We start from the raw sequence: 22811 nt of genomic DNA, 5'->3' as shown, positions 1-22811 counted from the left end.
TCCCCAGCGTCAGCCGGAAACCGGTGCCGCGTCGGCCCATTGCCCGGTGTGGTGGTCGTACGCCGCGGCCGCACCCGCCCGCGCCACGACGTCGCGGCGCACGTCGAGCCCGCGGCCGCGGGCGTCGGGGTTCGGCGAGGCGGCGGCGAGCAGCTTCGTGTACGGGTGGTGGGCGTCGAGGATGACCGCGTCGGACGGTCCCCGTTCCACCACCCGGCCGCGGTGCAGCACGAGGATCTCGTCGGAGAAGTGCCGGGCCGTCGCGAGGTCGTGCGTGATGTAGAGGACGGCCAGCCGTTCCTCGGCCTGCAAGCGTGCCAGCAGCCTCAGGACGCCGAGCCGGATCGACACGTCGAGCATCGACACCGGTTCGTCGGCCACCACGACCTGAGCTCCCGGTGCGAGGGCGCGGGCGATCGCGACGCGTTGCCGCTGGCCGCCGGACAGCTCGTGCGGCCGGCGCCGGGCGAAGTCGCGCGGCAGGGTCACGCGGTCGAGCAGCTCCCGTGCCAGCTCCACCGCCTCGTCCTGGTCGCGGGCCTTGCCGTGCAGCAGCAGCGGGCGGGTCAGGTGGTGCTCGACGGTGTGGAACGGGTTGAGCGAGGCGAACGGGTCCTGGAACACCATCTGCACCCGGTTGCGGTACTCCCGGTCCGGCACCGGCGCGCCGGTCGGTCCGGTGACGGTGATGGTGCCGCCGCTGGGTTTCTCGAGCCGCGCGATCATCCGCGCGATCGTCGACTTGCCCGAGCCGGACTCGCCGACGAGCGCCACGGTGCGGCCGGGGTCGAGGGTGAACGAGACCCGGTCGACCGCGCGGAACGACGTGCGTCGCAGCCCGGTCCGCACCGGGAAGTCCTTCACGAGCTCGTCAGCGCGCAGGGTGGTCATCGCAGCGCCCCTTCCCGGCCGAACGCGCCGCGTTCGCCCTCCAGGCTCGGGAACGACCCGAGCAGCTCGCGGGTGTACGGGTGGGTGGCGGCCCGGTGGACCTGCTCGGCGGTGCCGTGCTCCACGACCCGGCCGCCCCGCATCACGGCCACCCGGTCGCTGATCTCCAGCAGCAGCGGCAGGTCGTGGGTGATCAGCACGACCGCGAACCCGAGCTCGTCGCGGAACCGCAGGATCTCCTGGAGGATGCCGCGCTGCACCACCACGTCGAGCGCCGTCGTCGGTTCGTCCATGATCATGACCTGCGGTTCGAGCAGCAGCGCCATCGCGATCATCACGCGCTGCCGCATGCCACCGGACAGCTCGTGCGCGAACGACCCCAGCCGGCGCGGGTCGACCCCGACCAGCTCCAGCACCTCGGCGCACCGCTGCCGCCGGTCCTCCCTCGCCATGGCGGGCCGGTGGGTGGTGAGCACGTCGTCGAGCTGCGCGCCGATGGTGGTCACCGGGTTCAGCGCGTTCATCGCGCCCTGGAACACCATGGACAGCTTGGTCCAGCGGAACGCCCGCAGCTCCTCCGGTCCCAGCGCCAGCACGTCCACGTCGGTGCCGTCGGCGTCGTGGAACACGACCGAGCCGGACGTCACCTGCGCGGGCGGGCGGTGCAGCCGGTTGACCGCGTGGGCCAGCGTGGTCTTGCCGCACCCGGACTCCCCCGCGATGCCGAGCACCTCGCCGCGCCGCAGCGTGAAAGACACGTCGTCCACCGCGAGCACCGGCTCGGCGCCCTGGTACACGACGGAGAGGTCCCGCACCGTCAGCACCGCGTCCACGTCCGGCCGTTCGACGGCCTCGGCCCGCGGCACCACGGCGTCGGGCGCACGGCGCGGTTCGCTGCGCAGCTTCGGGTTGATGATCTCGTCGATGCTGAAGTTCACCAGCGCGAGCCCGCACCCGAACAACGCGATCACCAGCCCCGGCGGGACGAACCACCACCACGCGTCGAGTTGCAGCGCGAACCCGTTCTGCGCGTAGAACAGCATCGTGCCGAGCGTGAGCGAGTTCGACGCGCCCAGGCCGAGGAACGACAGCCCGGCCTCGCCGAGGATCGCCGCGATGACCGCGAACACGAACTGCGAGGCCACCAGCGGCAGCAGGTTCGGCAGGATCTCCACGGTGATCACCCGCCACGGCTTCTCGCCCGCGACCCGCGCCGCCGCCACGTAGTCGCGGTTGCGCACCGACAGCGTCTGCGCGCGCAGCACCCGTGCCGAGGCCGCCCAGCCGGTCAGCGCCAGCACCACCGCGATCGTCCACGCGCCGCGCTGGTCGGCCGGCACGAACCCGGCCACGACGATCACCAGCGGCAGGCCGGGGATCACCAGCACCACGTTGGAGAACAACGAGAACAGCTCGTCGGTGACACCGCCGGCGTACGCGCCGATCACGCCGAAGAACGCGGACAGCGCGGTGGCGAGCACGCCCACCAGCAGCCCGATCCGCAACGACCCGCGGGTGGCGTGCGTGAGCTGGGCCAGCACGTCCTCCCCGGTCTGCGTGGTGCCCAGCAGGTGCTCGCCGCCGGGCGGGGTCAGGCCGATGTCGCGCACCGCGTTCGGGTCGCCGGTCAGCAACGGCCCCACCAGGCCGAACAACGTGATGACCGCGATCAGGCCGAGGCCGAAGCCGAGCTTCGGCGACCAGCGCGGCAACAGCGCGCCCCAGCCGGTGCCGGAGTTGCCCATGGTCTGCTCCTCTCAGCCGGTCGCGCGGGTGCGCGGGTCGACGATCGCGTGCAGCAGGTCGACCGCGAGGTTGGCCCCGAGCACCGCGGTGGTGATCACCAAGAAGATCCCCTGCATGAGCGCGTAGTCGTTGTTCTGCACCGCTTGCAGCAGCCGGCCGCCGATGCCGGGGTAGGAGAAGACCTGCTCGGTGACGATCGAGCCGGCCACCACGAACCCGAGCGAGATGGCGAACCCGGCCACCGACGGCAGCACGGCGTTGCGCGCGGCGTAGCGGATCATGACCCGGCTGTCGCGCAGTCCCTTGGCGCGGGCGGTGAGCACGTAGTCCTCGGACATCGCCGACACCATCATGTTGCGCATGCCCAGCAGCCAGCCGCCGACCGACGAGATCACGATCGTCAGCGCGGGCAGCGTGCCGTGGTAGAGCGCGGAGCCGATGAACTCGGCGTTCCAGCCCGGCGACAGGACCACGTCGTAACCGCCGAGCAACGGGAACCAGCCCAGCGCCGACGACAGCAGTGCCACGAGCAGCAGTGCGAGCCAGAAGTACGGCACCGCGGCGAGGACGGTCGTCGAGGGCACCAGCGTGTCGAGCCAGGTGCCGCGCCGCCAGCCGACCACGGCACCGAGTGCGACGCCGAGCAGGAACGACACCAGCGTCGCGATGCCGACCAGCACGATCGTCCACCACAGCGACGCCGTGATCACCTCCGACACCGGCGCCGGGAACGCGCTGACCGAGACGCCGAGGTCGCCGCGGGCGAGGTTGCCCAGGTAGGAGAAGTACTCGCCGAGCACCGACCGGTCGCCGCCGGTGCCGAGCAGCAGCTCGTAGGAGCGGCGCACGGCCGGGTCGACCGAGCCGCCGCGCTGCTGCAGCCGGGCGATCAGCACGTCGACCGGGTTGCCCGGCATGAGCCGCGGGATCACGAAGTTCAGCGTCACCGCCGCCCACAGCGCGACCAGGTAGAAGGCGATCTTGCGCGCGTAGTACCGCATCAGCTGCCCGCGGGCTTGAGCTTCATGAGGACCTCGGAGCTCTCCGGCCGCGACCAGACGGCGGGGAACGCGTAGAGGTCGTCGGTGGTGGGCCAGCCGGTGAACTTCTTCGCGTTGTACTCGCTCGTCGTGCCGCCGGTGAGCACCGGGATGTACGGCATGACCTCCTCCACCCGCTGCTGGATCACGTCGAAGTGCGGCTTGCGGGCCGCGGCGTCCTCCGGGTTGATCCGCTTGAGCGCGGCGAGTGCGGCGTCGACCTGCGGGTCCTTCATGCGGCCGAAGTTCGGGTTCGCGGCCTGCCCGACCGGTGCGGTGGTGTAACCGGCGAAGAAGTAGCTGAACGTGTAGTACGGGTCGGCCGCCGGGCCCTGGTAGACCGAGTCGATCAGCAGCTCGTACCCGCCCTGGCTGCGCGCGTCGGCCCACTCGTTCCACGACAGCTGCTGCGGCGTGACCTTGATGCCCGCCTGCTGGAGCTGCTGGGCCAGGGTGTTCACGGCGGTGATGTAGTCGGTCCACCCGGTCACCACCTTGACGGTGAGCGACAACGGCTTGCCGTCCTTGGCGTAGATGCCGTCGGCGCCCTTGCGGTACCCGGCGGCCTCCAGCAGCTGGGCCGCCTTCGCGGTGTCCGGGCTCATCGCAGCGGACTTCTCCTCGAGCGTGCCCGCGATGTACGGCTCGTCGCGCTGGAGCAGGGCAAACCCGGGCGAGATCGGGCTGCCGGTGTCCTGGAACGCGAGCGCGTTGAGCTGTGAGCGGTTCATGGCGTGGTGGATCGCCTTGCGCACGGCGGGGTCGGTCTGCGGACCGGTGCAGCCGAGCTCGGCGCTGGAGCAGGTGAACAGCGCGATCTGGTTCTGCGGCACGGTGACTGCGCGGTAGCCGGGGTAGGTCTTCTCGACGTTCTTGATGTCGGGCACCGGACCGGTCTGCCAGTCGACCTTGCCGGCCTTGAGCGCGTCGGCACCGCCCTGGTTGCCCGCGAGCGACAGGTAGCGGACCTTCTTCACCGCGGGCTCGCCGCCGTGGTAGCCGGGGTTGGCCTTGAGCGTGATCGCCTGCGGCTTGAACTCCTCCAGCTGGAACGGCCCGGTGCCGACCGGGTTCTTCACCGGGTCGGTCGCCGGGGTGGCGAGGCCCTTCCAGAGGTGTTCGGGCACGATCCACAGCCGGCCGAGCACCTGCGGGCCCTCCATGAACGACGGCTCGTCGAACTTCACCACCACGTGGGTGTCGTCGACAGCGGTCGTCGTGCCCTTGAAGCCGGTCGAGTTCATCGTGCCGTTCTTGCGCACCATGTCGAAGGTGAAGACGACGTCGCGGGCGGTGAACTCCTGCCCGTCGGACCACTTCACGTCGTCGCGCAGGACGACCGACAGCTCGGTGCCGTCGGCGTTCCAGGAGAACTCCCTGCCCAGCCGGGGCCGGGGCTTGGCGTCGCGCTGCATGGCGTTGAAGAAGAACAGCGGCTCGAAGATGGTGCCGATGCCCTCGTTCGCCGTGGGCGAGTAGGGGTTGAAGTTGCCCTGGTAGTCACCGTTCTGGCCGGTGAAGGCGACCAGCGTGGCCGCGTCGGCCGAGCTCCCGCCGGACGGTCCGCAGGCGGTGGCCGTCAGGGCTAACGCCGCGACCGCGGCGGCGACGCGCAGGGACTTCGGGTTCATCGTGGATCCTCTCGCAGGCCTTCAGTGGGCTGGATCACACCAACGGAGGACATTCTTAAGTAACTTAAGAAAGTAAGTCAACATCTGCGCGTAGCACCGCCGTTACTCCGACGGCTAACCTTCGTGCGGCGAGAGGAGGCCCCGTGAGCGGCCCTGTCCGGGGCACCCCCCACGCGAGCAGCAAGGCAGCGGTGCTGGACGTCATCCGCGCCGCGGGCACGATCAGCCGCGTCGGCCTGATCAACGCCACCGGCCTCACCGGCGCCACGATCTCGACCGCCGTGCGCAAGCTCCTCGACGAGGGCCTGGTCGCCGAGACCGGCCACGCCGAGTCCACCGGCGGCAAGCGCAGGGTGCTGCTGCAGCTCAACCCCACGTCCCGGTTCGCGCTGGGCGTGCACCTCGACCACAGCGGCATCACCTACGTGCTGACCGACCTGGCCGGCGGCGTGGTCGCGCGGATCACCAAACCCGGCGCGGGCACCCGGGCACCGGCCGAGGTCGTCGACCGCATGGCGGCCGAGGCGAAGACCCTGATCGCGAGCGTCGGCGTCGACCACGACCGGGTCCTGGGCCTGGGTCTCGTCTCCCCCGGCCCGCTGGGCGCCAGGACCACGGCGGCCATCGCCCCGCCCGTGATGCGCCGCTGGGCGGGCTACCCGGTCGACCGCGAGCTCGCCGCCGCCGCGGGCCTGCCGGTGGTGGTCGACAACGACGCCACCGCCGCGGCACTGGGCGAGCACTGGTCGCGCGGCATGGGCAGCGCCTCCACCTCGGCCGCGCTCTACATGGGCACCGGCATCGGCGCCGGCCTGGTGATCGGCGGCATCACCTACCGCGGGACCAGCGGCAACGCCGGGGAGATCGGGCACGTGTGCCTGGACGTGGACGGGCCGGAGTGCTGGTGCGGCGCGCGGGGGTGCGTGGAGGTGCTCGCCGGGCCCGAGGCCGTGGTGGCCGCGGCGCGGGCCGATCGGGCCCTGGCGGAACGGATCGGGTTGACCGGCGATCCCGGCGCGGACGGCGACCGGACGCCGGCTTCTCCCGCAGCCGGCTTCGCGGCCGTCGGCCGTGCGGCCCGGCGTGGCGACCCCGCCGCCCTCGCCCTGCTCGAACGCTCCGCCCGCTACATCGCCGTGGCCGCGCGGACGCTGGCCAACGTCATGGACGTCGAGTTCGTCGTGCTCACCGGCCCGAGCTTCGCCATCGCGGGCTCGGTGTACCTGCCGGTCGTGCGCGAGGAGCTGGCCAGGAGCTTCTACGCGCGCGGCGCGCACCCCGTGGACGTCCGCCTCTCCCACACCGCGGCCACCGCGCCCGCGATCGGCGCCGCGGCCATGGTGCTGCAGTCCGAGCTGGTGCCGTTGCACGCGCCCCAGCGACTGCCGGAGGACCTCGCAGAGCCGGGGCTCGTGACCGTCCGCCCCTGAGGGGCCGGGCAATTCACGCGACCGGTTGATTCCGTGCGAGTGCGCATAAGTTTCCGCGATTCATCTGCACGCAACTTCCGGTCTCACGAGCTGGGAATTCACCATTCGAAAAAGTGTTAACCGTTGCGCCATCCGAGTGGTCGGTCGTTTTGTCGGATTGCCCCGAGATAGAGCTGGATAACCAGCGATGCGTGACTGGGCGGTATTCGGGTTGATTCCTCGTCGGGACCGGAAAAGCGGCAGGGCGATGGACGGACTGGGGCTTCGGTGATGAACAGGACCTGGCACGACCTGATCCACGGCGACCACTGGCGGTCGGACGACCCGGTGTGGGTGGAGGACGACGAGGAACACAGCCGGCGCGAGGTCGACGCCCTCGCCGCCTCGGTCGAACGGGCGGTCCGAGCGCACGGCACAGCGCGGGTCGTGCTGATCCGCGCCGGCAGCAAGCTCGGTTTCTTCGCGGGCCAGCTCGGCGTGTGGCGGGCCGGGTGTGCCGCCGTCACCGACGACGGCACGCTGAGCCCGGACGAGCTCGACCGCGTGCGCCCCGGCCTGACGTTGTCGGTCCACGGCGACGTGACGGTGACCGCGAACACGGGCACCGCGGCACCGGACGGCGCGCTGCCGGAGGACATGGTGTCGGTCAACTTCACCTCCGGCAGCACGGGCAGCCGCAAGGCCGTCGCCGTGTCGAGGGGCAACCTGCTGGCGCTGTTCGCCTGCCGCGGCCTGCGGGTGCCGGTGGACCACCGGCTGACCGCGGGCAGCTTCGCCACCCCGGCGTTCGACGGCTGGTGGTTCGACACGTGGTGCGCGGTCGCCGCGGGCGGCAAGGTGGTGTGCCTGCCGGACGTCAACGAGGACGTGTTCGAGTGGCCGGACCTCGTGCGCCGGCACGGCGTCGACCGGCTGCTGCTGCCCGCCGCCGTGGTCGCCACGCTGCTCGACGTGCTGCCCGAGGCGATCGCCGGTGTGCCGTGGCTGTTCAGCGGCGGCGAGCAGTTCCACGTCTCGACCTACCGGCGCGCGAGGGAGGCCGGCCTCACGAGCCGGTTCGTCAACCTCTACGGGCCGACCGAGGCCACGTTCGCCACCCACCGGTACGTGCTGCCCGACCGCTTCGACCGCGACACCGTCCCGATCGGCCGGCCGCTCGACGGGTGCGTGGAGCGGTTGCAGGCCGCCGGCAACCGGCAGGAGCTGGTCGTGGAGGGCCCGTTCGTCTGCCTGGGCTACCTCGACCGGGGCGTGCTCGCGACCCGGTTCGACGGCCGGTACCGCACGGGCGACCTCGTGTGGACCGACGGCGGCGGCGACCTGGTCTTCGCCGGGCGCTCGGACAGCCGGATCAAGGTCAACGGGACGCGGGTCGACGCCGCCGCGCTGGAGCACGCGGTGGCCGGGCTGCCCGGTGTCACGGCCTGCCGGGTCGCCCAGCACGAACGGCACACGATCGCGTTCGTCCAGCTCGAACCCGGTGTGCCCGGCGACGAGGTGCGCGCCCCGGTCGAGGCACTGGTCCGCGGCTGCTCCGCGGCGATCGCCGTGGACCTCGTGGACAGCTTTCCGGTCAAGCCCGGCGGGAAGGTCGACACCGCCGCGCTGCTGGGCCGCCACCTGCGCACAACGGGAGTCTGAATGAGTGAGATCACGACCGCCATGATCGTCGAGTGCGTGCGGACGATTTCGAACAAGGACATAGCGGCGGACACCGACATCTTCGCGGCCGGGTTCGACTCGCTGGCCGTGCTGCGGTGCCGGGCGCTGCTCAAGGAGCAGACCGGGGTCAAGGTGCCCGGACACGTCTTCTTCGGCGGGCGCACCCCCGCGGGGATCGCCGACCTGATCGGAGCCGGCGATGCTGGTCGTTGAGGACAGCCCGCTCTACTCGGCCGACTTCTTCGCCGAGGACGACCCGTGGGCATACCTGGCCGACTTGCGGGAGAACAACCCCGTGTCCCGCCACCGCCGCTCCGACGGCTACGAGTTCTACGCGCTGACGCGCTACGACGACGTGTACGCGGCCTACGTCGACCACGACCGCCTGAGCTCGGCCTACGGCACGATGATCGACGGCTCGTACCGGCCGGAGAAGGACTCGGCGTCGGGCCGCATGCTGATCGTCGCGGACGAGCCTGCGCACGGCGCGCTCAAGAGGCCGATCAAGACCAGCGGGTTCAGCAGGGAGATGGTCGCGCGGATCGGCGAGACGGTCCGCCGCAACGTCCGCGAGGTGTTCGGCTCGCTGTCCGTCGGCGACCGGGTCGACTTCACGACGGTCGTCGCGCCCGAACTGCCCAAGGGCGTGCTGGAGATCCTCTTCGGCATCGGCCGGCAGGACGCGGCCTCGTTGCTGGAGGCCACCCGGATCATGATCGGCTACCGCGACCAGGCCTACACCGGCACCGCACCGCTCGACGCGCTGGTCGACGCGCAGATCGAGGTGCTCGACTTCATGAACGAGCTGGTGGACAAGCGCATCGCCGACGGCGCGGCCGACGACATGATCGGCGTGCTCGCGCAGCTCGTCGCGTCCGGGGAGATGCCGCGCGACGTCGCGCTGCTCAACGGGCTGAACGTCGCCGTGGGCGGCAACGAGACGACCCCGCACACCGCCAGCCTGACCATCGACACGATCAACCGCGAGCCCGCGCAGTGGGCCAGGGTCACCGCCGGAGAGGTGTCCTCCGCTGTCGCCACCGCCGAGCTCCTGCGCTGGACCTCGACGAACAGCTACGTGCAACGCCTCGCGGTGCAGGACTTCCCCGTCGGTGACGAGGTCGTTCCCGAGGGCAGCTTCGTGACGCTGTGGAACATGTCGGCCAACCGGGACCGGGCCGTCTTCGACCGCCCGGACGAGTTCCTGGTCGACCGCCAGGACAACCGGCAGATCGCGTTCGGCGCGGGCGTGCACCGCTGCATCGGTGCTCCCGTGGCGACGCTGGAGGTCCAGATGTTCGTCGAGGAGCTGGCCGCGTGGGACAAGGCGTTCGCCGTGGTCGCCCCGCCGCAGCGGCTGCGGTCGAACTTCATGCTGGGCCTCACCGAGCTGCAGGTCGAGGTCGTCGAGGCGGGGAAGCCGGGCGCATGATCGTGTCGTTCCCCGCCGCCGGTGCCGGTCGCGGGCTGCGCTGGCTGTCCGGCGCGGACCACGTCGCGTGCGGCAACGCGGCGGGGGTCGGCGAGCTGCTGTCGGGCCGGTGGGAGCACGACACGGTCGCCGAGGTCGTGCGGGCGGCTCGGCAGTCCGCCGCGGAGCACGTCGTGCTGGTCGGGCACAGCATGGGCGGGCTGTCCGCACTCCGGTTGCGCGGTGCGCTGCGCTCCGCGCTGGGGGTGCCCGTGGGGGTGCTGCTGGTGAACACGCCGTACCCGGACGCCGCCGGCCGCATCCCGACGATGTCGCACTCGACGGACGCCGAGATAGCGGACGTGCTGGCCGCCGACGGATTTCCGCCGGACGTTCTCGAGGACCCGGAATTGCTGGCCGAGATCGCCGCCGGTGTCCGCGCCGATGCCGAGGTCGCCGACCGGCTCGCCGAATGGGTGAACCAGGAAGCGGACATCGACCAATTGCACGTGGTGGCGACCCGTGGCGACAATTTCATCGGAACGGAGATGTGTGCCCGCTGGCGTGATCGGGTATCAGGTCAATTCCGCCTCGTCGAGGCCGAAGGGGGTCACATGCTCGACGGAACCCCGCCGGAGGTGCTCCGCGAGGCGGTCGATTCGGTCGTGTCGGCGTTGAGGAACCCCTGAATGAGCGAGCTCCGCAAGTCGACGGGCGTCTTCGTCGGCACCTTCGTGGCGCTGTCCACGATCCTGGGCGCGGGCATGATGGTGCTGCCCGGCACGAGCTACTACCAGCTCGGCCTGTCGGCGTGGATGCCGTGGGCGGTCGCGGCGTTGTCGGTGGTGCCGCTGCTGTACTGCTACGCCTGGCTGGGCCGGCGGTACCCGGCCGCGTCCGGCGTCGCCCACTACGCCGAGGTCGCGCTCGGCCGGTCGACCGGCCGCACCTCCGGCATGCTCGCCACGTTCGCGCTGGTCACCGGCATTCCCGCGACCGCGATCACCGGTGGCCGCTACCTCGCCGAGTTCTCCGGTGCCGCCGCGCTGACCTGGGCGTTCCCCGTGGTCGTGCTCGCGGCCGCGACCGCCGTGGCGCTGCTGGGCGCGAACGTCTCGGGCCGGCTGCAGGTCACCCTGCTGCTGGCGTTGTTCGCCCTCGTCGTGGTCACGGCGGTGATCGCGATCGGCTCGCACGGCCCGGCCGTCCCGAGCACGCGCCTGCCGGAGTTCTCCGCGCTCGGCACCGCGCTCACCGCGGTCTACGTGGCGTTCACCGGCTGGGAGACGGTCGCCTTCACGTTCGAGGAGCACAAGAGCTCGGACGCGATCCCGCGCATCTTCGTCACCTCCTACCTCGTCGTGGTGGCGCTGTACGCGTTGCTGCTGCTGGGGATCTTCGCCGTGGTCGACTCCGGCGACCCGGCGCTGAACTCGGCACCGCTGCTGCTCCTCGCCGAACGGGCGCTCGGCGGCGTCGGCCGGCCGATGACGCTGCTGCTGGTGATCGTCACGATCACGGCGAACGTCTGCGCCTCGGTGCTCGCCCTGTCCCGTCTGGTGTTCGGCATGGCCCGCAGCGGCTACCTGCCCGCCGCGCTGAGCCGGGTGCGGACCCGTGACGCGAACCCGGTGACGTCCGTGGTCGTGGTCGGGCTGGTGCTGACCGTGATCGCGGTGCTCGGCGCACTGGGGCTGGTGTCGTTCGAGGCGCTCTTCGTGGTGTCGGGCGGGATCTACTTCGTGCTCTACGGCGTGGGCGCGGCGGCGTTCGCCAAGCTCGCGGACGGGGTGCGCGCGCGTGTCGTCACGGCGTTGTGCGGGGTGACCGTGCTGCTCGTGACGCTGCTCGCGGGACCGCCGATGTGGCTGTGCTGGGTGCTGTTCGCGGTGGTGCTGCTGGGCACCTCCCTGGTCGACCGCCGCAGGCGGGCGAGGGTGAGCGCGACCTCCGGCTGACCAGACCGCTCCCGTCACGCCAGGGCGGTGCGGCACACCTCGACGGGATCGCGGACCTCGTGCACACCCGCCGCCGCCAAGGCCGCCGCGGCGGCGAACGACGGATCGTCCAGCACGCGCGTGACGGCTGCCCGCAGACCGTCCACCGCGGCCGGGCGGACGAGCACGCCGCTGCCCTGCCGCGCGACCCGGTTCGCCATCTCCCACTGGTCGCCGCCGCCGGGCACCACGACCACCGGAACGGCCGCCCGCAGCGCCTTGACCAGCATCCCGTGCCCGCCGCCGCAGACCAGGACCGCCGCGTCGCGCAGCAGCTCGTCCTGCCGTCCCGGTCCTGACCTGGCCCAGTCCGGCAACGTCCCGGACGGCGGCGCGAACGTGGACACCACGGCCCGCACGCCCAGGCCGTCCAGCGCGGCCAGCGTCATCTCGGCCATGCCGGCCGCCCCGGTCCACGCCGTCGACGGAGCGATCAGGACGAGCGGCGCGGTGCCCGGTGGCGGGGTCATGAGCTCCCGGCTCGCCTCCCACAGCAGCGGCCCGACCACGTGCGCGTCGGCCGGCCAGTCCGGTCGCGGCACCTCCAACGCGGGCAACGTCGCGACCAGCCGTGCGACCGGGCCCGCTCCCCTGCCGCTCAGCCCGACCCGCCGCCGTACCGCGACCAGCTGCCGTTCGCCCTGCTTCAGCGAACGGGCGGTCAGCGCGCGCAGCACCGCGTCCCGCAGCTTCCCGCGTACCCCGACCCCGGCCGCCAGTCCGCTGCCCATCGGCGGCAGGTGCTTCGACGGCGCGTAGAGCGGGTGCGGCGACAGCTGCACCCACGGGACGCCTGCCCGTTCCGCGGCCATGCCCGCACCCAGCGCCAGGACGTCGCACACGACCAGGTCAGGCTCTGACTCGGCGAGCTGGGGCCCGAGCGCGAGGGCCAGCTCCGCCGCCTGGTCGTGCAACGCCTTCCCGAGGTCGGCCTCGTCGCGCAGGTCGCGCAACGCCAGCCCGGTGACCCGCGCGGCCGGCACGCCCTCCCGCACCGCCGCGTCCACCCAACGGTCGCCGGTCAGCAAGACCGGGGCGTCCCCGGCCTCCCTGAACCGCAGGCACAACGCGATCGCCGGAACGACATGCCCCGGATCGCCACCGGAAACGACAACCACCCGCACGCCCCCAGTTGACCACGCCCCCTGCCGCCCAGGCATCTGCAAGTACCACCAACCCTTGATCAAACCGCCGCTGACCACCACCAACCGCTTCGCCGCACGCCGAAGCGCGCGTCCGGCCGCGGGCCGCCCCCGAAGCAGTCGGCAGTAGAAAAGTGCTGGGTGATCTTGAGTTGGTGGTACTTGCAGATGCGGGAGCAGCAGGGGTTAGAGAGCGAGTGACTCGATTGCCGCGGCTGCCAGCGGGGCCGCCGTCTGGGCGTACCGGGTGGCGAGCTTGCGGAACAGCTGCTCCGCAGCGATCGCCGGCCAGTCGTGCGCCAGCAGCTCCGCCGGCAGGTGCGGGTCCTGCCGCACGAGGTCGAGCCAGTCGCCGTGCAGCACCAGCTGCCGGGCCAGGTCGTCGGGCAACGTGTCGTCCGGCGTGCGCCACCGGGCCAGGAAGTCCTGGTAACGCGCGGCGATCGCGGCCATGTCGAAGGCGCGCGCGGCCAGGTCGGCGGCCTCCGTCGGCTTGGCGTGCTGGGCGGTGAACACGGTGATGTGGTCGGCCAGGCCCAGGCCCGCGACGATCTCGGTCACGTCGTGGGTGCCCGGCGTGATCCACAGGCCGTTCTGCACCGGGCCGAAGCCCGCCCACTGCAGCTGCGTGCGCAGGTCGTGGCGGGTGGAACGGCGGCCCTCCGGCAGGGAGAACCCGACGAGCGTCCAGGTGCCGTCCCAGTCCCTGTTCACGGCGCCGCGCTGCCAGATGCGGCGCTCACCGTCGTGCAGCACGTCGTTCGCGCGCGGGGTGAGTCCGAAGTAGACCTTGCGGCCGTTGCGGTGCTTGGTGAGCAGGCCGCGGGAGGTCATCCGGGTCAGCGTCGACCGCACGGCCTCCTCGGAGACGTCCACGCGCGCGAAGACGTCGATCACGCTGCCCGAGTAGACCGCGATGTCCCGGCCCAGCACGTACAGGCCGAGGAAGTTGAGCAGCAAGGACTGGGGCGTCACGCTGCTCACGATACATGTTGGGCAACATCTAGACGAGCGTCACGAATATGCCTTACTTTTGGTCGCGATCCCAACGGAGAGGACTCGTCGGATGGAGCTGTCTGGCAAGGTCGCGATCGTCACCGGCGCCGGTCGCGGACTGGGACGGGCCTACGCGGAAGCCCTGGCGCGCAACGGGGCCGCGGTCGTGGTGAACGACGTGGACGAGAGCGCGGAGGAGGTCGCCGCGGCCATCGGCGGCACGGCGGTCGTCGCACCGGTGGGGCCGGCGGAGACCGCGCAACGGCTCGTCGACACCGCCGTGGCGGCGTTCGGGCGGCTCGACGTGCTGGTCACCAACGCGGGCATCCTCCGCGACCGGGTGCTGTGGAAGATGACCGACGACGAGTTCGACGCCGTCATCGACGTGCACCTGCGCGGCACCTTCACGTGCGCTCGCGCGGCGGCGGTCCGGATGCGGGAGCAGGGCACGGGCGGCCGGCTCGTGCTGGTGTCGTCACCGGCAGGGCAGCGCGGCAACTTCGGGCAGACCAACTACGCCGCCGCCAAGGCCGGGATCGCCACCATGGCGCGGACCTGGGCGCTGGAGCTCGCCAGGGCCGACGTCGCGGTCAACGCTGTCGTGCCGGTCGCGGCCACCGAGATGACCAGGACGATCCCCGCGTTCGCGCCGTTGATCGAGGAGTCCGAACGCACCGGCACGCCGCTGCCGGACTGGGTGCGCCGCGACGAGGGCATGGGCACCGTCGAGGACGCCGCCGAGCTGGTCGTGTTCCTGGCGAGCGACGCCGCGAAGGGCATCACCGGACAGGCCATCGGCATCGGCGGCGACCGGCTCGCGCTGTGGGCGCACCCCGCGGAGAAGCAGGTGCTGTTCGCCGACGGCGGCTGGTCGGCGGCCGCGATCGCCGAGCGGTTCGGCGAGCTCGAACCCGAGACCTACGGCATCCCGGCTCCGGTGGCGCCATGACCGGCATCGACCTGGACGAGATCGTCGCCATCGACGTCCACACGCACGCGGAGATCTCGAAGGACGGCCACAGCTCGCTCAGCCCCGATCTGGTCGAGGCGTCCGCCCGGTATTTCAAGGCCGCCCACCGCCAGCCCACCATCGCCGAGACCGCCGCGATCTACCGCGAGCGCAGGATGGCCGCGGTGATCTTCACCGTGGACGCCGAGCACGCCACCGGCCACCCGCGCATCGCCAACGAGGAGGTCGCGGCGTCCTGCGCCGAGCACGCCGACGTGCTCATCCCGTTCGCGAGCGTCGACCCGTGGAAGGGCAGGGCCGCGGTCCGCGAGGCGCGCCGGCTCGTGGAGGAGCACGGCGTGCGCGGGTTCAAGTTCCACCCGAGCCTGCAGGACTTCTCCCCCGACGACCGGATGGCCTACCCGCTCTACGAGGCGATCGAGGAGCTCGGCGTCCCCGCCCTGTTCCACAGCGGGCAGACCGGGATCGGCGCCGGCGTGCCCGGTGGCGGCGGAATCCGGTTGAAGCACTCCAACCCGATGCTCGTCGACGACGTCGCCGTCGACTTCCCGCACCTGCGGATCATCCTCGCGCACCCGTCGTTCCCCTGGCAGGACGAGGCGCTCGCGGTCGCGACGCACAAGCCGTTCGTGCACATCGACCTGTCCGGCTGGTCACCGAAGTACTTCCCGCCGCAGCTGGTGCGGTATGCCAACACCGTGCTGCAGGACAAGGTGCTGTTCGGCTCGGACCACCCGGTGATCACCCCGGACCGCTGGCTCGCCGACTTCGCCGCGCTGGAGATCAAGGACGAGGTCCGCCCGAAGATCCTCAAGCACAACGCCGCACGCCTGCTCGGACTCGTCAAGGAGGACGCATGACCACCGCCGTGCAAGGGATCTCCGAGCTCAAGGCGCTGGCGGGGGCCGACCTCGGCCACACCGACTGGCTGCAGGTCACCCAGGAGCGCGTCGACACCTTCGCCGACGCCACCGACGACCACCAGTGGATCCACGTCGACCCCGAACGCGCCGCGACCGGCCCGTTCGGCACCACGATCGCGCACGGCTACCTGACGCTGGCACTGCTCATCCCGCTCATGGGGCAGCTGCTGACCGTCTCCGGCGTGCGGATGAGCCTCAACTACGGGCTGGAGAAGGTCCGCTTCCCCGCACCCGTCCCGGTCGGCGCCAAGATCCGGCTGGCCGGCCGCGTCGCGTCCGTCGAGGACGTCACGGGCGACGGCGTGCAGCTGACCGTCGACTTCACCGTCGAGATCGAGGGCTCCGAAAAGCCCGCGTGCGTCGCACGCGCCGTCTACCGCCACTACGCGTGAGGTGAGGTCATGGCGACAACAACGCAGTTACGCCGTGCGGTCTCGTCCAGCTTCCTCGGCAGTGTGATCGAGTACTACGACTTCCTGCTCTACGCCACGGCCTCCGCGGTCGTGTTCAACAAGGTCTTCTTCTCCTCGCTCGACCCGCTGGTCGGCACGATCGCGAGCTTCGGCACGTTCGCCACCGGCTACCTGGCCCGCCCGCTCGGAGGTGTCCTCTTCGGACATTACGGCGACCTGCTGGGCCGCAAGAAGATGCTCGTGCTGACCATGACGCTGATGGGTGTGGCGAGCTTCCTGATCGGCCTGCTGCCCACCTACGCGCAGATCGGCTGGCTGGCACCGGCCGGGCTGGTGCTGCTGCGGGTCGTGCAGGGCATCTCCGTTGGCGGCGAGTGGGGCGGCGCGGTGCTCATGTCCGCCGAGCACGCCACCTCGCGGCGCGGGCTGTGGGCGAGCTTCACCAACGCGGGTGCGCCGTGCGGCATGGTCCTGTCGACCGCCGCGCTGACCGGTACCGCGGCGCTGGTGGGCGAGCAGGCGTTCCTGTCGTGGGGCTGGCGGGTGCCGTTCCTGCTGAGCCTCGCGCTGCTGGCGGTCGGCCTGTTCGTGCGGATGCGGGTCGAGGAGACGCCGGTGTTCCGGGCCGAGCGCAGGAGGACGTCCACGCCGCTGGTCGACGTGCTGCGCAACCACCCGCGCACGCTGCTGCTGAGTGTCGGGGTCGGCCTGTCGGCGTTCGTCGCGCAGTCGACGCTGACGACGTTCATCCTCGCCTACGGCGTGCAGGCCGGGAACAGCCGGCAGGCGATCCTCAACGCGCTCACGCTGTCGTCGGCGCTCGCGGTGCTGGGCATCCTCGGCTGGTCCGCGGCCTCGGACCGGTTCGGGCGCCGGCCGGTGGTGCTCGCCGGGGCCGTGCTGATGGCCGTGTTCGGGTTCGCGCTGTTCCCGTTGGTGGACAACGGGTACGTCGTCCTCGCGCTGGTGCTCGGCCAGGCGGTGGTCCACCCGATGATGTACGGGCCGCTCGCCGCGCTCTACAGCGAGCTGTTCACCACCGGCAGCCGCTACACCGGGGCGTCGCTGGGCTACCAGCTCGCCGGACTGGGCGCGGGCCTCGCCCCGCTGCTGTTCGCGCAGGTGCAGAACAGCGCGGGGACGGACGCGATCCCGTTCATCCTCGCGGCCTTCTGCCTGCTGACCGTGGTCTGCACGGTCGTGTTGCGGGAGACCAGCCACACCAGCCTGACGGGAGACAGGGATGCGGAACTCGGGTCTGGGCAGCTGGCCGCACCGCCGCGCGCGCATGGCGCCGAAGCGTGACGCGCTGACCCACCAGGGGATCACCACGACCTACGGGGAGCTGGACGAGCGCACGACGAGGCTCGCGCGGCGGCTGGAGGAGCTCGGGGTGCGGCACGGCGACCGGGTCGCCTACCTCGGGCCCAACCACCCGTCGTTCGCCGAGACGATGTTCGCCGCGCACCTGCTCGGCGCGGTGTTCGTGCCGCTGAACTTCCGGCTCACCCCGGCGGAGGTCGACTACCAGCTCGACGACAGCGGGGCCCGCGTGCTCGTGCACGCGGCCTCGCACCGCGTCACGCACGAACACGCCATCTCGCTGGACGGCTACGAGGAATGGCTGGCCGGGGGCTCGGCGGACCCGCTCGACGTGCCGGTGGCGGTCGACGACCCCGCGTTGATCCTCTACACCTCCGGCACGACCGGGCGGCCCAAGGGCGCGGTGCTCACCCACGCCAACCTGCTGTGGAACACGTTCAACCTGATGGTCGGCGTCGACATCGCCGCCGACGAGGTGGCGCTGGTGGCCGCGCCGCTGTTCCACGTCGCCGCGCTGACGCAGACGCTGCTGCCCACGTTCGTCAAGGGCGGCCACAGCGTGCTGACCCCGCGCTGGGACGTCGACGAGTGCGTGTCGCTGATCGAGCGGCACGGTGTGACGTGGCTGTTCGGCGTGTCCACGATGTACGCCGACCTGGCCGCGTCACCGCACTGGCACACGGCGGACCTGTCGTCGGTGCGGGTGCTGCTCTGCGGCGGTGCGGCGATACCGGACGCGCTGATCCACACCTACCAGGACCGCGGGCTGGTGTTCTGCCAGGGCTACGGCCTCACCGAGACCGCGCCGGGCGCCACGTTCCTGGAGGCGGCCGACAGCGTGCGCAAGGCGGGCTCGGCCGGCCCGCCGGTGTTCCTCGGCGACCTGCGGCTGGCCGATACCGGCGAGATCGAGGTGCAGGGCCCGAACGTGACGCCCGGCTACTGGAACGACCCGGTCGCCACCGCGGCCGCGTTCACCCCGGACGGCTGGTTCCGCACCGGCGACATCGGCCGCCTGGACACCGACGGCCACCTGCACGTCGTCGACCGCCTGAAGGACATGTACATCTCCGGCGGGGAGAACGTGTACCCGGCGGAGGTGGAGAACGCGATCGCCGACCACCCGGACGTCGCCGAGGTGGCGGTGGTCGGCGTGCCGGACGACCGGTGGGGTGAGGTGGGCCGCGCGTTCGTGCGGCCCCGCGACGGTGCTTCGCTGGACGCACCGTCACTGCGCGAGTTCCTGCTTCCGCGCCTGGCGAAGTACAAGATCCCGGTGCACGTCGAGGTGGTCGCCGAGCTGCCGCGCACGGGTTCGGGGAAGGTGCTCAAACCGGCGTTGCGCCGGATGCCGCTGGTCAGCTCAGCGCGGCCAGAAAGCGGCTGATCGGTCCGAAGGTGAACAGGCCGGTGCCGGCGGCCTGTTCGTCCTTCGCCGGTGCCAGTGTCGTGCGGGCCCGTTCTCCCAGCCCCCGGTCCCCCAGGCGGATCGCCGCCATCGCGAGCAGGCAGGCCCGCGTCTCGGTGAGCAGGTCCGCGGGCCCGGCCGGGAGGTCCCTCGCCGCGGCGAGCGCCTCGTCGTGCGGCAGCACGAGGGGGCGCACCCAGTCGCGGTGCGGGCCCCAGTCGTCGTCCAGGTCCACCACCGACGGACCGTGCAGGCTCAGCAGCGCCAGCGGCAGGAGCCCGCGCTCCATGCCCCACATGCCGGTGCCCTCCACACGGGCGGCGGCGGCCCGGTAGGCGCGGTCGGCGGCGGGGACGTCTCCGGCGGCGGCGAGCTTGAGCGCCGCGTACCAGCCGGTGAACACCCCGACCAGCGGCAGGTCGTACCGGCGGGCGAGGTCGTCGGCCTCCTCGGCGTGCCGGTCGGCGGTGCCGAGCCGGTCGAGTGCGGCGTGCGCCTGGACCAGGACCAGGTGGCCGAGGACCTCGTGGGTGACCAGGCGGTGCTCGGCGGCGTGGGCGACGATCTCCGCACCGATCGCGGCGCGGTGCGGGGCCAGCCCGGCGCGGTGGAAGGTGTGCATGAACCGGGCGTTGAGCGCGAACGCCCGCAGCCCCGGATCGTCCAGTTCGCGGGCGATGGCCTCGGCCTCCTCCGCTTCCGGCAGGCGTGCGCCGGTGCCGCGGTCCTCCATGGCGATGGTGGCGAGCAGGCGGGCGCGGGTGGCGGTCGGGCCGGGGAACGCGGGCAGGACGCGTTCGGCGGCCGCGACGAGCTCGGCGGAGTGGGCCGGGTCGTCGTTGGTGGTCCAGATCCCGGGGACGTCGAAGGAGCCGATGACGTCGGCCACGGCTTGCGGATCGGCGGGTGGCGGGTCCGCGGGCACCAGTGGAGGGGCAGTCGGCGGGTCCGCAAGCCGCTGCGGTCCTCCCCCGCCTGCCGCGCGCAACGCCACCGACCGCTGCTCCCGCGCGCCCTCCAGGTCCCCGCTCACCGCCAGCGCCCGCGCCAGTCCGGTCAGCAGGTCCACCCGCACCCCGTCCGCCGCCGCGATGGCCGCCCGCCACAACCGCACGGCGTCCCGCGGCGACCGCGTCACCCCCGCCGCCGTGGCCAACGCCCTGATCGCCGCCTCCCCGCGCGCACCGGCCGCAAGGTAGTGGTGCGCCAGCAACTCCACCTCGCCCGGCCGTGCCGCACCGCTCGCCCCCGCCACCGCGTCACCCATCCGGGACTCCAGGGCCTGCGCCACCACCCCGTGCCACCGCGCCCGCCGCGTCAGCGACACCTCCTCGTACAGCGTGTCCCGCACCAGCACGTGCGTGAACCGCGCCCGCCCCGGCGCCACCTCCACCACGAACCCCGCGTCCAACGCCACGTCCAGCGCGTCGAGCACGTCCCCGCCCGCCACCGCGGCCAGCAGGTCCACGTCCACCTCACGGCCGAGCACCGACGCCTGCCGCAGCACCGTGCGCACCCCGGCGGGCAGCCCCGCCAACCGGTGCCGCAGCACGTCCCGCACCCCCGCCGGCACCGCGCCCGGATCGCCGCCCGCCGCGCTCAGCCGGGCCAGTTCCTTGACGTAGAACGGGTTCCCGCCGCTGCGTTCGGCGATGAGCCGCACGTCGGCGCCGGCCGCGATCGACCGCACGAGCGCGCCGACCGCCTCCTCGCCCAGGCCGGTGAGCTCCACGCGGACCGGTTCCGCGCGGGCCAGCGCCTCGGAGGCCACCGGCACCCGTGACGTCGCCACCACCAGCACCCGGCCGGGCAGCGGCGCCACCGTGAACGCCGCCAGCACCGCCAGCGTCTCCTCGTCGGCCTGGTGCAGGTCGTCCAGCACGACCAGCACCGGTGCCGCCGACGACACCGCCGCCACCACGGACCGGCGCAGCCGGAAGCGGTCGTCCGCCGCCAGCTCCAGGCCCAGCGCCTCCACCACCTGCTGCCACGGCCACGCCACCGGCGCGTCCTCCGGGCACCGGGCCCACACCGTCCGCCAGCCGCGGCCGGCGAGCACCGCGCTGAACGCCTCCGCCAGCGCCGTCTTGCCCACGCCCGCCTCGCCCGTCACCACCGCGATCCCCAGGCCCGCCGCGGGCACGGCGTCCGCCAGCACGGCCAGCTCGGCGGACCTCCCGACCAGGCCGATCGGCGGCGACGGCGTCAGGCGGGGCGACCGCGCGAGGACGTCCGACTCCAGCGCCCGCAGCTCCGGGCCGGGGTCGACGCCCAGGTGCTCCGCCAGGGCGGTGCGGGCCGAGCGCACCGCCGCCAGCGCGTCGCCCTGCCGGCCCTCCCGGTACAGCGCCAGCGCGAGCAGGCTCCACGCCTTCTCCCGCCACGGGTGCGCGGTGACCTGCGCGCGCAGGTCGGCCACGACCTCCGCGGCACGGCCAGCCGCCAGCGCCGCCTCGGCCCGGCGTTCGACGGCGACCAGGCGCAGCTCCTCCAGCCGGTCGACCTCCGCGCGCGCCCAGTGCTCGTCGGCGAACTCGGCGTAGGCGGGGCCGCGCCACAACGCCAGCGCCGCGTCCAGCACCGGCAGGTCGCCGCCCAGCATCTCCTCGAACCGCCACGCGTCCACGTCCTGCGCGCGCAGCGCGTACCCGGTGCCCTCGGTGACGAGCAGGGTCGACGGGGTCCGGGGTGGACGGTCCGGTTCGAGCGCCTTGCGCAGCGCGCCCACGAACGTCTGCACGGTGCCGACCGCCCCGTCCGGCGGGTCTTCCCACAGGTCCGCGACGAGGGTGCGCACCGGCACGACACGCCGCCGCGCCACCAGCAGCCGGGCGAGCACGGCGCGTTGCTTCGGGCCGCCGAGCCGGGCCGCGCCCGCGGTCAGCGGGCCGAGCACCCCGAACGTCACCACCCGCTGACCCCGGCACTGATCGGTTGCTGATCGGGCGCGCGCAAGGTGTCGGCGTGAACATCACGAACTTCGACCACCAGCGCGTCCAAGTCTCCGACGGCGTCGAGCTGCACGTCGCCACCACCGGCTCCGGCACCCCGGTCGTGCTGCTGCACGGCTTCCCGCAGACGCATCTGATGTGGCGGCACGTCGCCGCCGACCTGGCCGCCGACCACACCGTGATCATGCCCGACCTGCGCGGCTACGGCGACAGCGACAAGCCCGCCGACACCGGTTCCACCTACTCGAAGCGCACCATGGCCGCCGACGTCGTGGCCGTCGCACGGCACCTGGGCCACGACCGGTTCGCGCTCGTCGGCCACGACCGGGGCGCGCACGTCGCGTTCCGCGCCGGGCTCGACCACCCCGCGCACGTCACGCACCTGGCCTCGCTCGACGTCCTGCCCACGCTGGACATGTGGGACGTCATGCGCGGGACGTCCGGCGTCGTCGGCTTCCACCTGTTCCTGATGGCGCAGCCGCCCGGTCTGGCCGAGGAGCTGATCGGGGCCCGCCCGGACGTGTTCTTCGGCCACTTCCTCGACGCCTGGGGCGGGTCGTCGTTCCCGGCGGAGGTCCGCGCCGAGTACCTGCGCGCCTCCCGCGAGGCGGTCACGTCGATCGTCGCCGACTACCGGGCGATGGCGACGGTCGACGTCGAGCACGACACCGCCGACCTCCGCTCGGGCAACCGGCTGGGGATGCCCGTCACCGTGCTGCAGCAGGACTGGGGTTCCGCGCTCGGGTTCGAGGCCGAGAAGCTGTGGCGGGCCTGGGCTTCCGACCTCGACCACCGCACCGTCTCCTGTGGACATTTCATGGCCGAGGAGGCACCGGGGGTCGTCGTGGGCGCGGTGCGCGATCTGCTGGCCCGCTGA

General features: G+C 72.4%; 19 protein-coding genes. 12 read left to right on the top strand and 7 right to left on the bottom strand.

Annotated elements, in window-relative coordinates; genetic code table 11:
* Nucleotides 1–9: 9 nt before the first annotated feature.
* Genes ACZ7CD_RS06370 through ACZ7CD_RS06355 form a run of 4 tightly spaced genes read right to left on the bottom strand, consistent with a single transcriptional unit; the run spans nucleotide 10 to nucleotide 5308 of the window.
* Nucleotides 10–891 (bottom strand): ABC transporter ATP-binding protein, encoded by an 882-nt coding sequence (locus tag ACZ7CD_RS06370; protein WP_470378428.1) that lies wholly within the window; start codon nucleotides 889–891, stop codon nucleotides 10–12.
* A complete protein-coding gene (locus ACZ7CD_RS06365; RefSeq protein WP_470378427.1) occupies nucleotides 888–2636 on the bottom strand; it encodes a dipeptide/oligopeptide/nickel ABC transporter permease/ATP-binding protein in 1749 nt (582 codons plus the stop codon). Before ACZ7CD_RS06365 ends, ACZ7CD_RS06370 begins: the two co-directional genes overlap by 4 nt.
* Nucleotides 2637–2648: 12 nt before the next feature.
* A complete protein-coding gene (locus ACZ7CD_RS06360; protein WP_360384343.1) occupies nucleotides 2649–3638 on the bottom strand; it encodes an ABC transporter permease in 990 nt (329 codons plus the stop codon).
* The gene (locus ACZ7CD_RS06355; RefSeq protein WP_470378426.1) at nucleotides 3638–5308 is read right to left on the bottom strand and encodes an ABC transporter substrate-binding protein; all 1671 of its coding nucleotides are present in this window, start codon (nucleotides 5306–5308) and stop codon (nucleotides 3638–3640) included. Before ACZ7CD_RS06355 ends, ACZ7CD_RS06360 begins: the two co-directional genes overlap by 1 nt.
* A 143-nt stretch (nucleotides 5309–5451) precedes the next feature.
* Here ACZ7CD_RS06355 and ACZ7CD_RS06350 point away from each other — a divergent pair, with 143 nt between their 5' ends.
* From ACZ7CD_RS06350 to ACZ7CD_RS06325, 6 genes are all read left to right on the top strand, one after another.
* Nucleotides 5452–6738, top strand: coding sequence for an ROK family transcriptional regulator (locus ACZ7CD_RS06350; RefSeq protein ID WP_470369013.1), 1287 nt, complete (start codon nucleotides 5452–5454; stop codon nucleotides 6736–6738).
* Nucleotides 6739–7008: 270 nt separating this feature from the next.
* The gene (locus ACZ7CD_RS06345; RefSeq protein ID WP_470374163.1) at nucleotides 7009–8379 is read left to right on the top strand and encodes an AMP-binding protein; all 1371 of its coding nucleotides are present in this window, start codon (nucleotides 7009–7011) and stop codon (nucleotides 8377–8379) included.
* Entirely contained in the window at nucleotides 8380–8613 is a 234-nt protein-coding gene (locus tag ACZ7CD_RS06340) for an acyl carrier protein (protein ID WP_360384351.1), read from the top strand.
* Nucleotides 8600–9832 carry a cytochrome P450 gene (locus ACZ7CD_RS06335; RefSeq protein WP_470378425.1) on the top strand — a complete coding sequence of 411 codons (1233 nt, stop codon included), beginning with the start codon at nucleotides 8600–8602 and terminating at the stop codon, nucleotides 9830–9832. Before ACZ7CD_RS06340 ends, ACZ7CD_RS06335 begins: the two co-directional genes overlap by 14 nt.
* Nucleotides 9829–10500 (top strand): thioesterase II family protein, encoded by a 672-nt coding sequence (locus ACZ7CD_RS06330; protein ID WP_360384355.1) that lies wholly within the window; start codon nucleotides 9829–9831, stop codon nucleotides 10498–10500. The genes ACZ7CD_RS06335 and ACZ7CD_RS06330 overlap by 4 nt, the downstream gene beginning before the upstream one ends.
* A complete protein-coding gene (locus ACZ7CD_RS06325) occupies nucleotides 10501–11769 on the top strand; it encodes an APC family permease (protein ID WP_458432606.1) in 1269 nt (422 codons plus the stop codon).
* A gap of 14 nt (nucleotides 11770–11783) precedes the next feature.
* Here the strand turns inward: ACZ7CD_RS06325 and ACZ7CD_RS06320 are convergent, their stop codons facing one another.
* On the bottom strand, nucleotides 11784–12932 hold the full coding sequence (locus tag ACZ7CD_RS06320) for a glycosyltransferase (protein WP_470378424.1): 1149 nt from the start codon (nucleotides 12930–12932) through the stop codon (nucleotides 11784–11786).
* A gap of 204 nt (nucleotides 12933–13136) precedes the next feature.
* Nucleotides 13137–13925, bottom strand: coding sequence for a PaaX family transcriptional regulator (locus ACZ7CD_RS06315; RefSeq protein ID WP_360384361.1), 789 nt, complete (start codon nucleotides 13923–13925; stop codon nucleotides 13137–13139).
* Nucleotides 13926–14016: 91 nt separating this feature from the next.
* Between ACZ7CD_RS06315 and ACZ7CD_RS06310 the strand changes: the two genes are divergently transcribed.
* From ACZ7CD_RS06310 to ACZ7CD_RS06290, 5 genes are read left to right on the top strand one after another with little or no spacing between them, the layout of a single operon-like run.
* Nucleotides 14017–14895, top strand: a complete 879-nt coding sequence (locus ACZ7CD_RS06310) for an SDR family oxidoreductase (RefSeq protein WP_470378423.1) — start codon at nucleotides 14017–14019, stop codon at nucleotides 14893–14895.
* On the top strand, nucleotides 14892–15776 hold the full coding sequence (locus ACZ7CD_RS06305) for an amidohydrolase family protein (protein ID WP_458432610.1): 885 nt from the start codon (nucleotides 14892–14894) through the stop codon (nucleotides 15774–15776). The genes ACZ7CD_RS06310 and ACZ7CD_RS06305 overlap by 4 nt, the downstream gene beginning before the upstream one ends.
* Nucleotides 15773–16231 (top strand): MaoC family dehydratase, encoded by a 459-nt coding sequence (locus ACZ7CD_RS06300; protein ID WP_360384365.1) that lies wholly within the window; start codon nucleotides 15773–15775, stop codon nucleotides 16229–16231. The genes ACZ7CD_RS06305 and ACZ7CD_RS06300 overlap by 4 nt, the downstream gene beginning before the upstream one ends.
* A gap of 9 nt (nucleotides 16232–16240) precedes the next feature.
* Nucleotides 16241–17557, top strand: a complete 1317-nt coding sequence (locus tag ACZ7CD_RS06295; RefSeq protein WP_470378422.1) for an MFS transporter — start codon at nucleotides 16241–16243, stop codon at nucleotides 17555–17557.
* Nucleotides 17496–18962, top strand: coding sequence for an acyl-CoA synthetase (locus tag ACZ7CD_RS06290; protein ID WP_360384369.1), 1467 nt, complete (start codon nucleotides 17496–17498; stop codon nucleotides 18960–18962). Before ACZ7CD_RS06295 ends, ACZ7CD_RS06290 begins: the two co-directional genes overlap by 62 nt.
* Here ACZ7CD_RS06290 and ACZ7CD_RS06285 read toward each other — a convergent pair.
* Complete coding sequence (locus ACZ7CD_RS06285; protein ID WP_470378421.1) at nucleotides 18934–21894, bottom strand: BTAD domain-containing putative transcriptional regulator; 2961 nt, start codon at nucleotides 21892–21894, stop codon at nucleotides 18934–18936. The two genes, ACZ7CD_RS06290 and ACZ7CD_RS06285, sit on opposite strands and share 29 nt — an antisense overlap.
* Before the next feature lie 53 nt (nucleotides 21895–21947).
* On the opposite strand from ACZ7CD_RS06285, the gene ACZ7CD_RS06280 reads away from it, so the two are divergent.
* The gene (locus tag ACZ7CD_RS06280) at nucleotides 21948–22811 is read left to right on the top strand and encodes an alpha/beta fold hydrolase (protein ID WP_470378420.1); all 864 of its coding nucleotides are present in this window, start codon (nucleotides 21948–21950) and stop codon (nucleotides 22809–22811) included.

This window comes from Lentzea sp. NPDC036949 (assembly GCF_055608075.1).
Note: the sequence above shows the minus strand (reverse complement) of the source record. Positions and strands in the feature narration are given on the sequence as shown.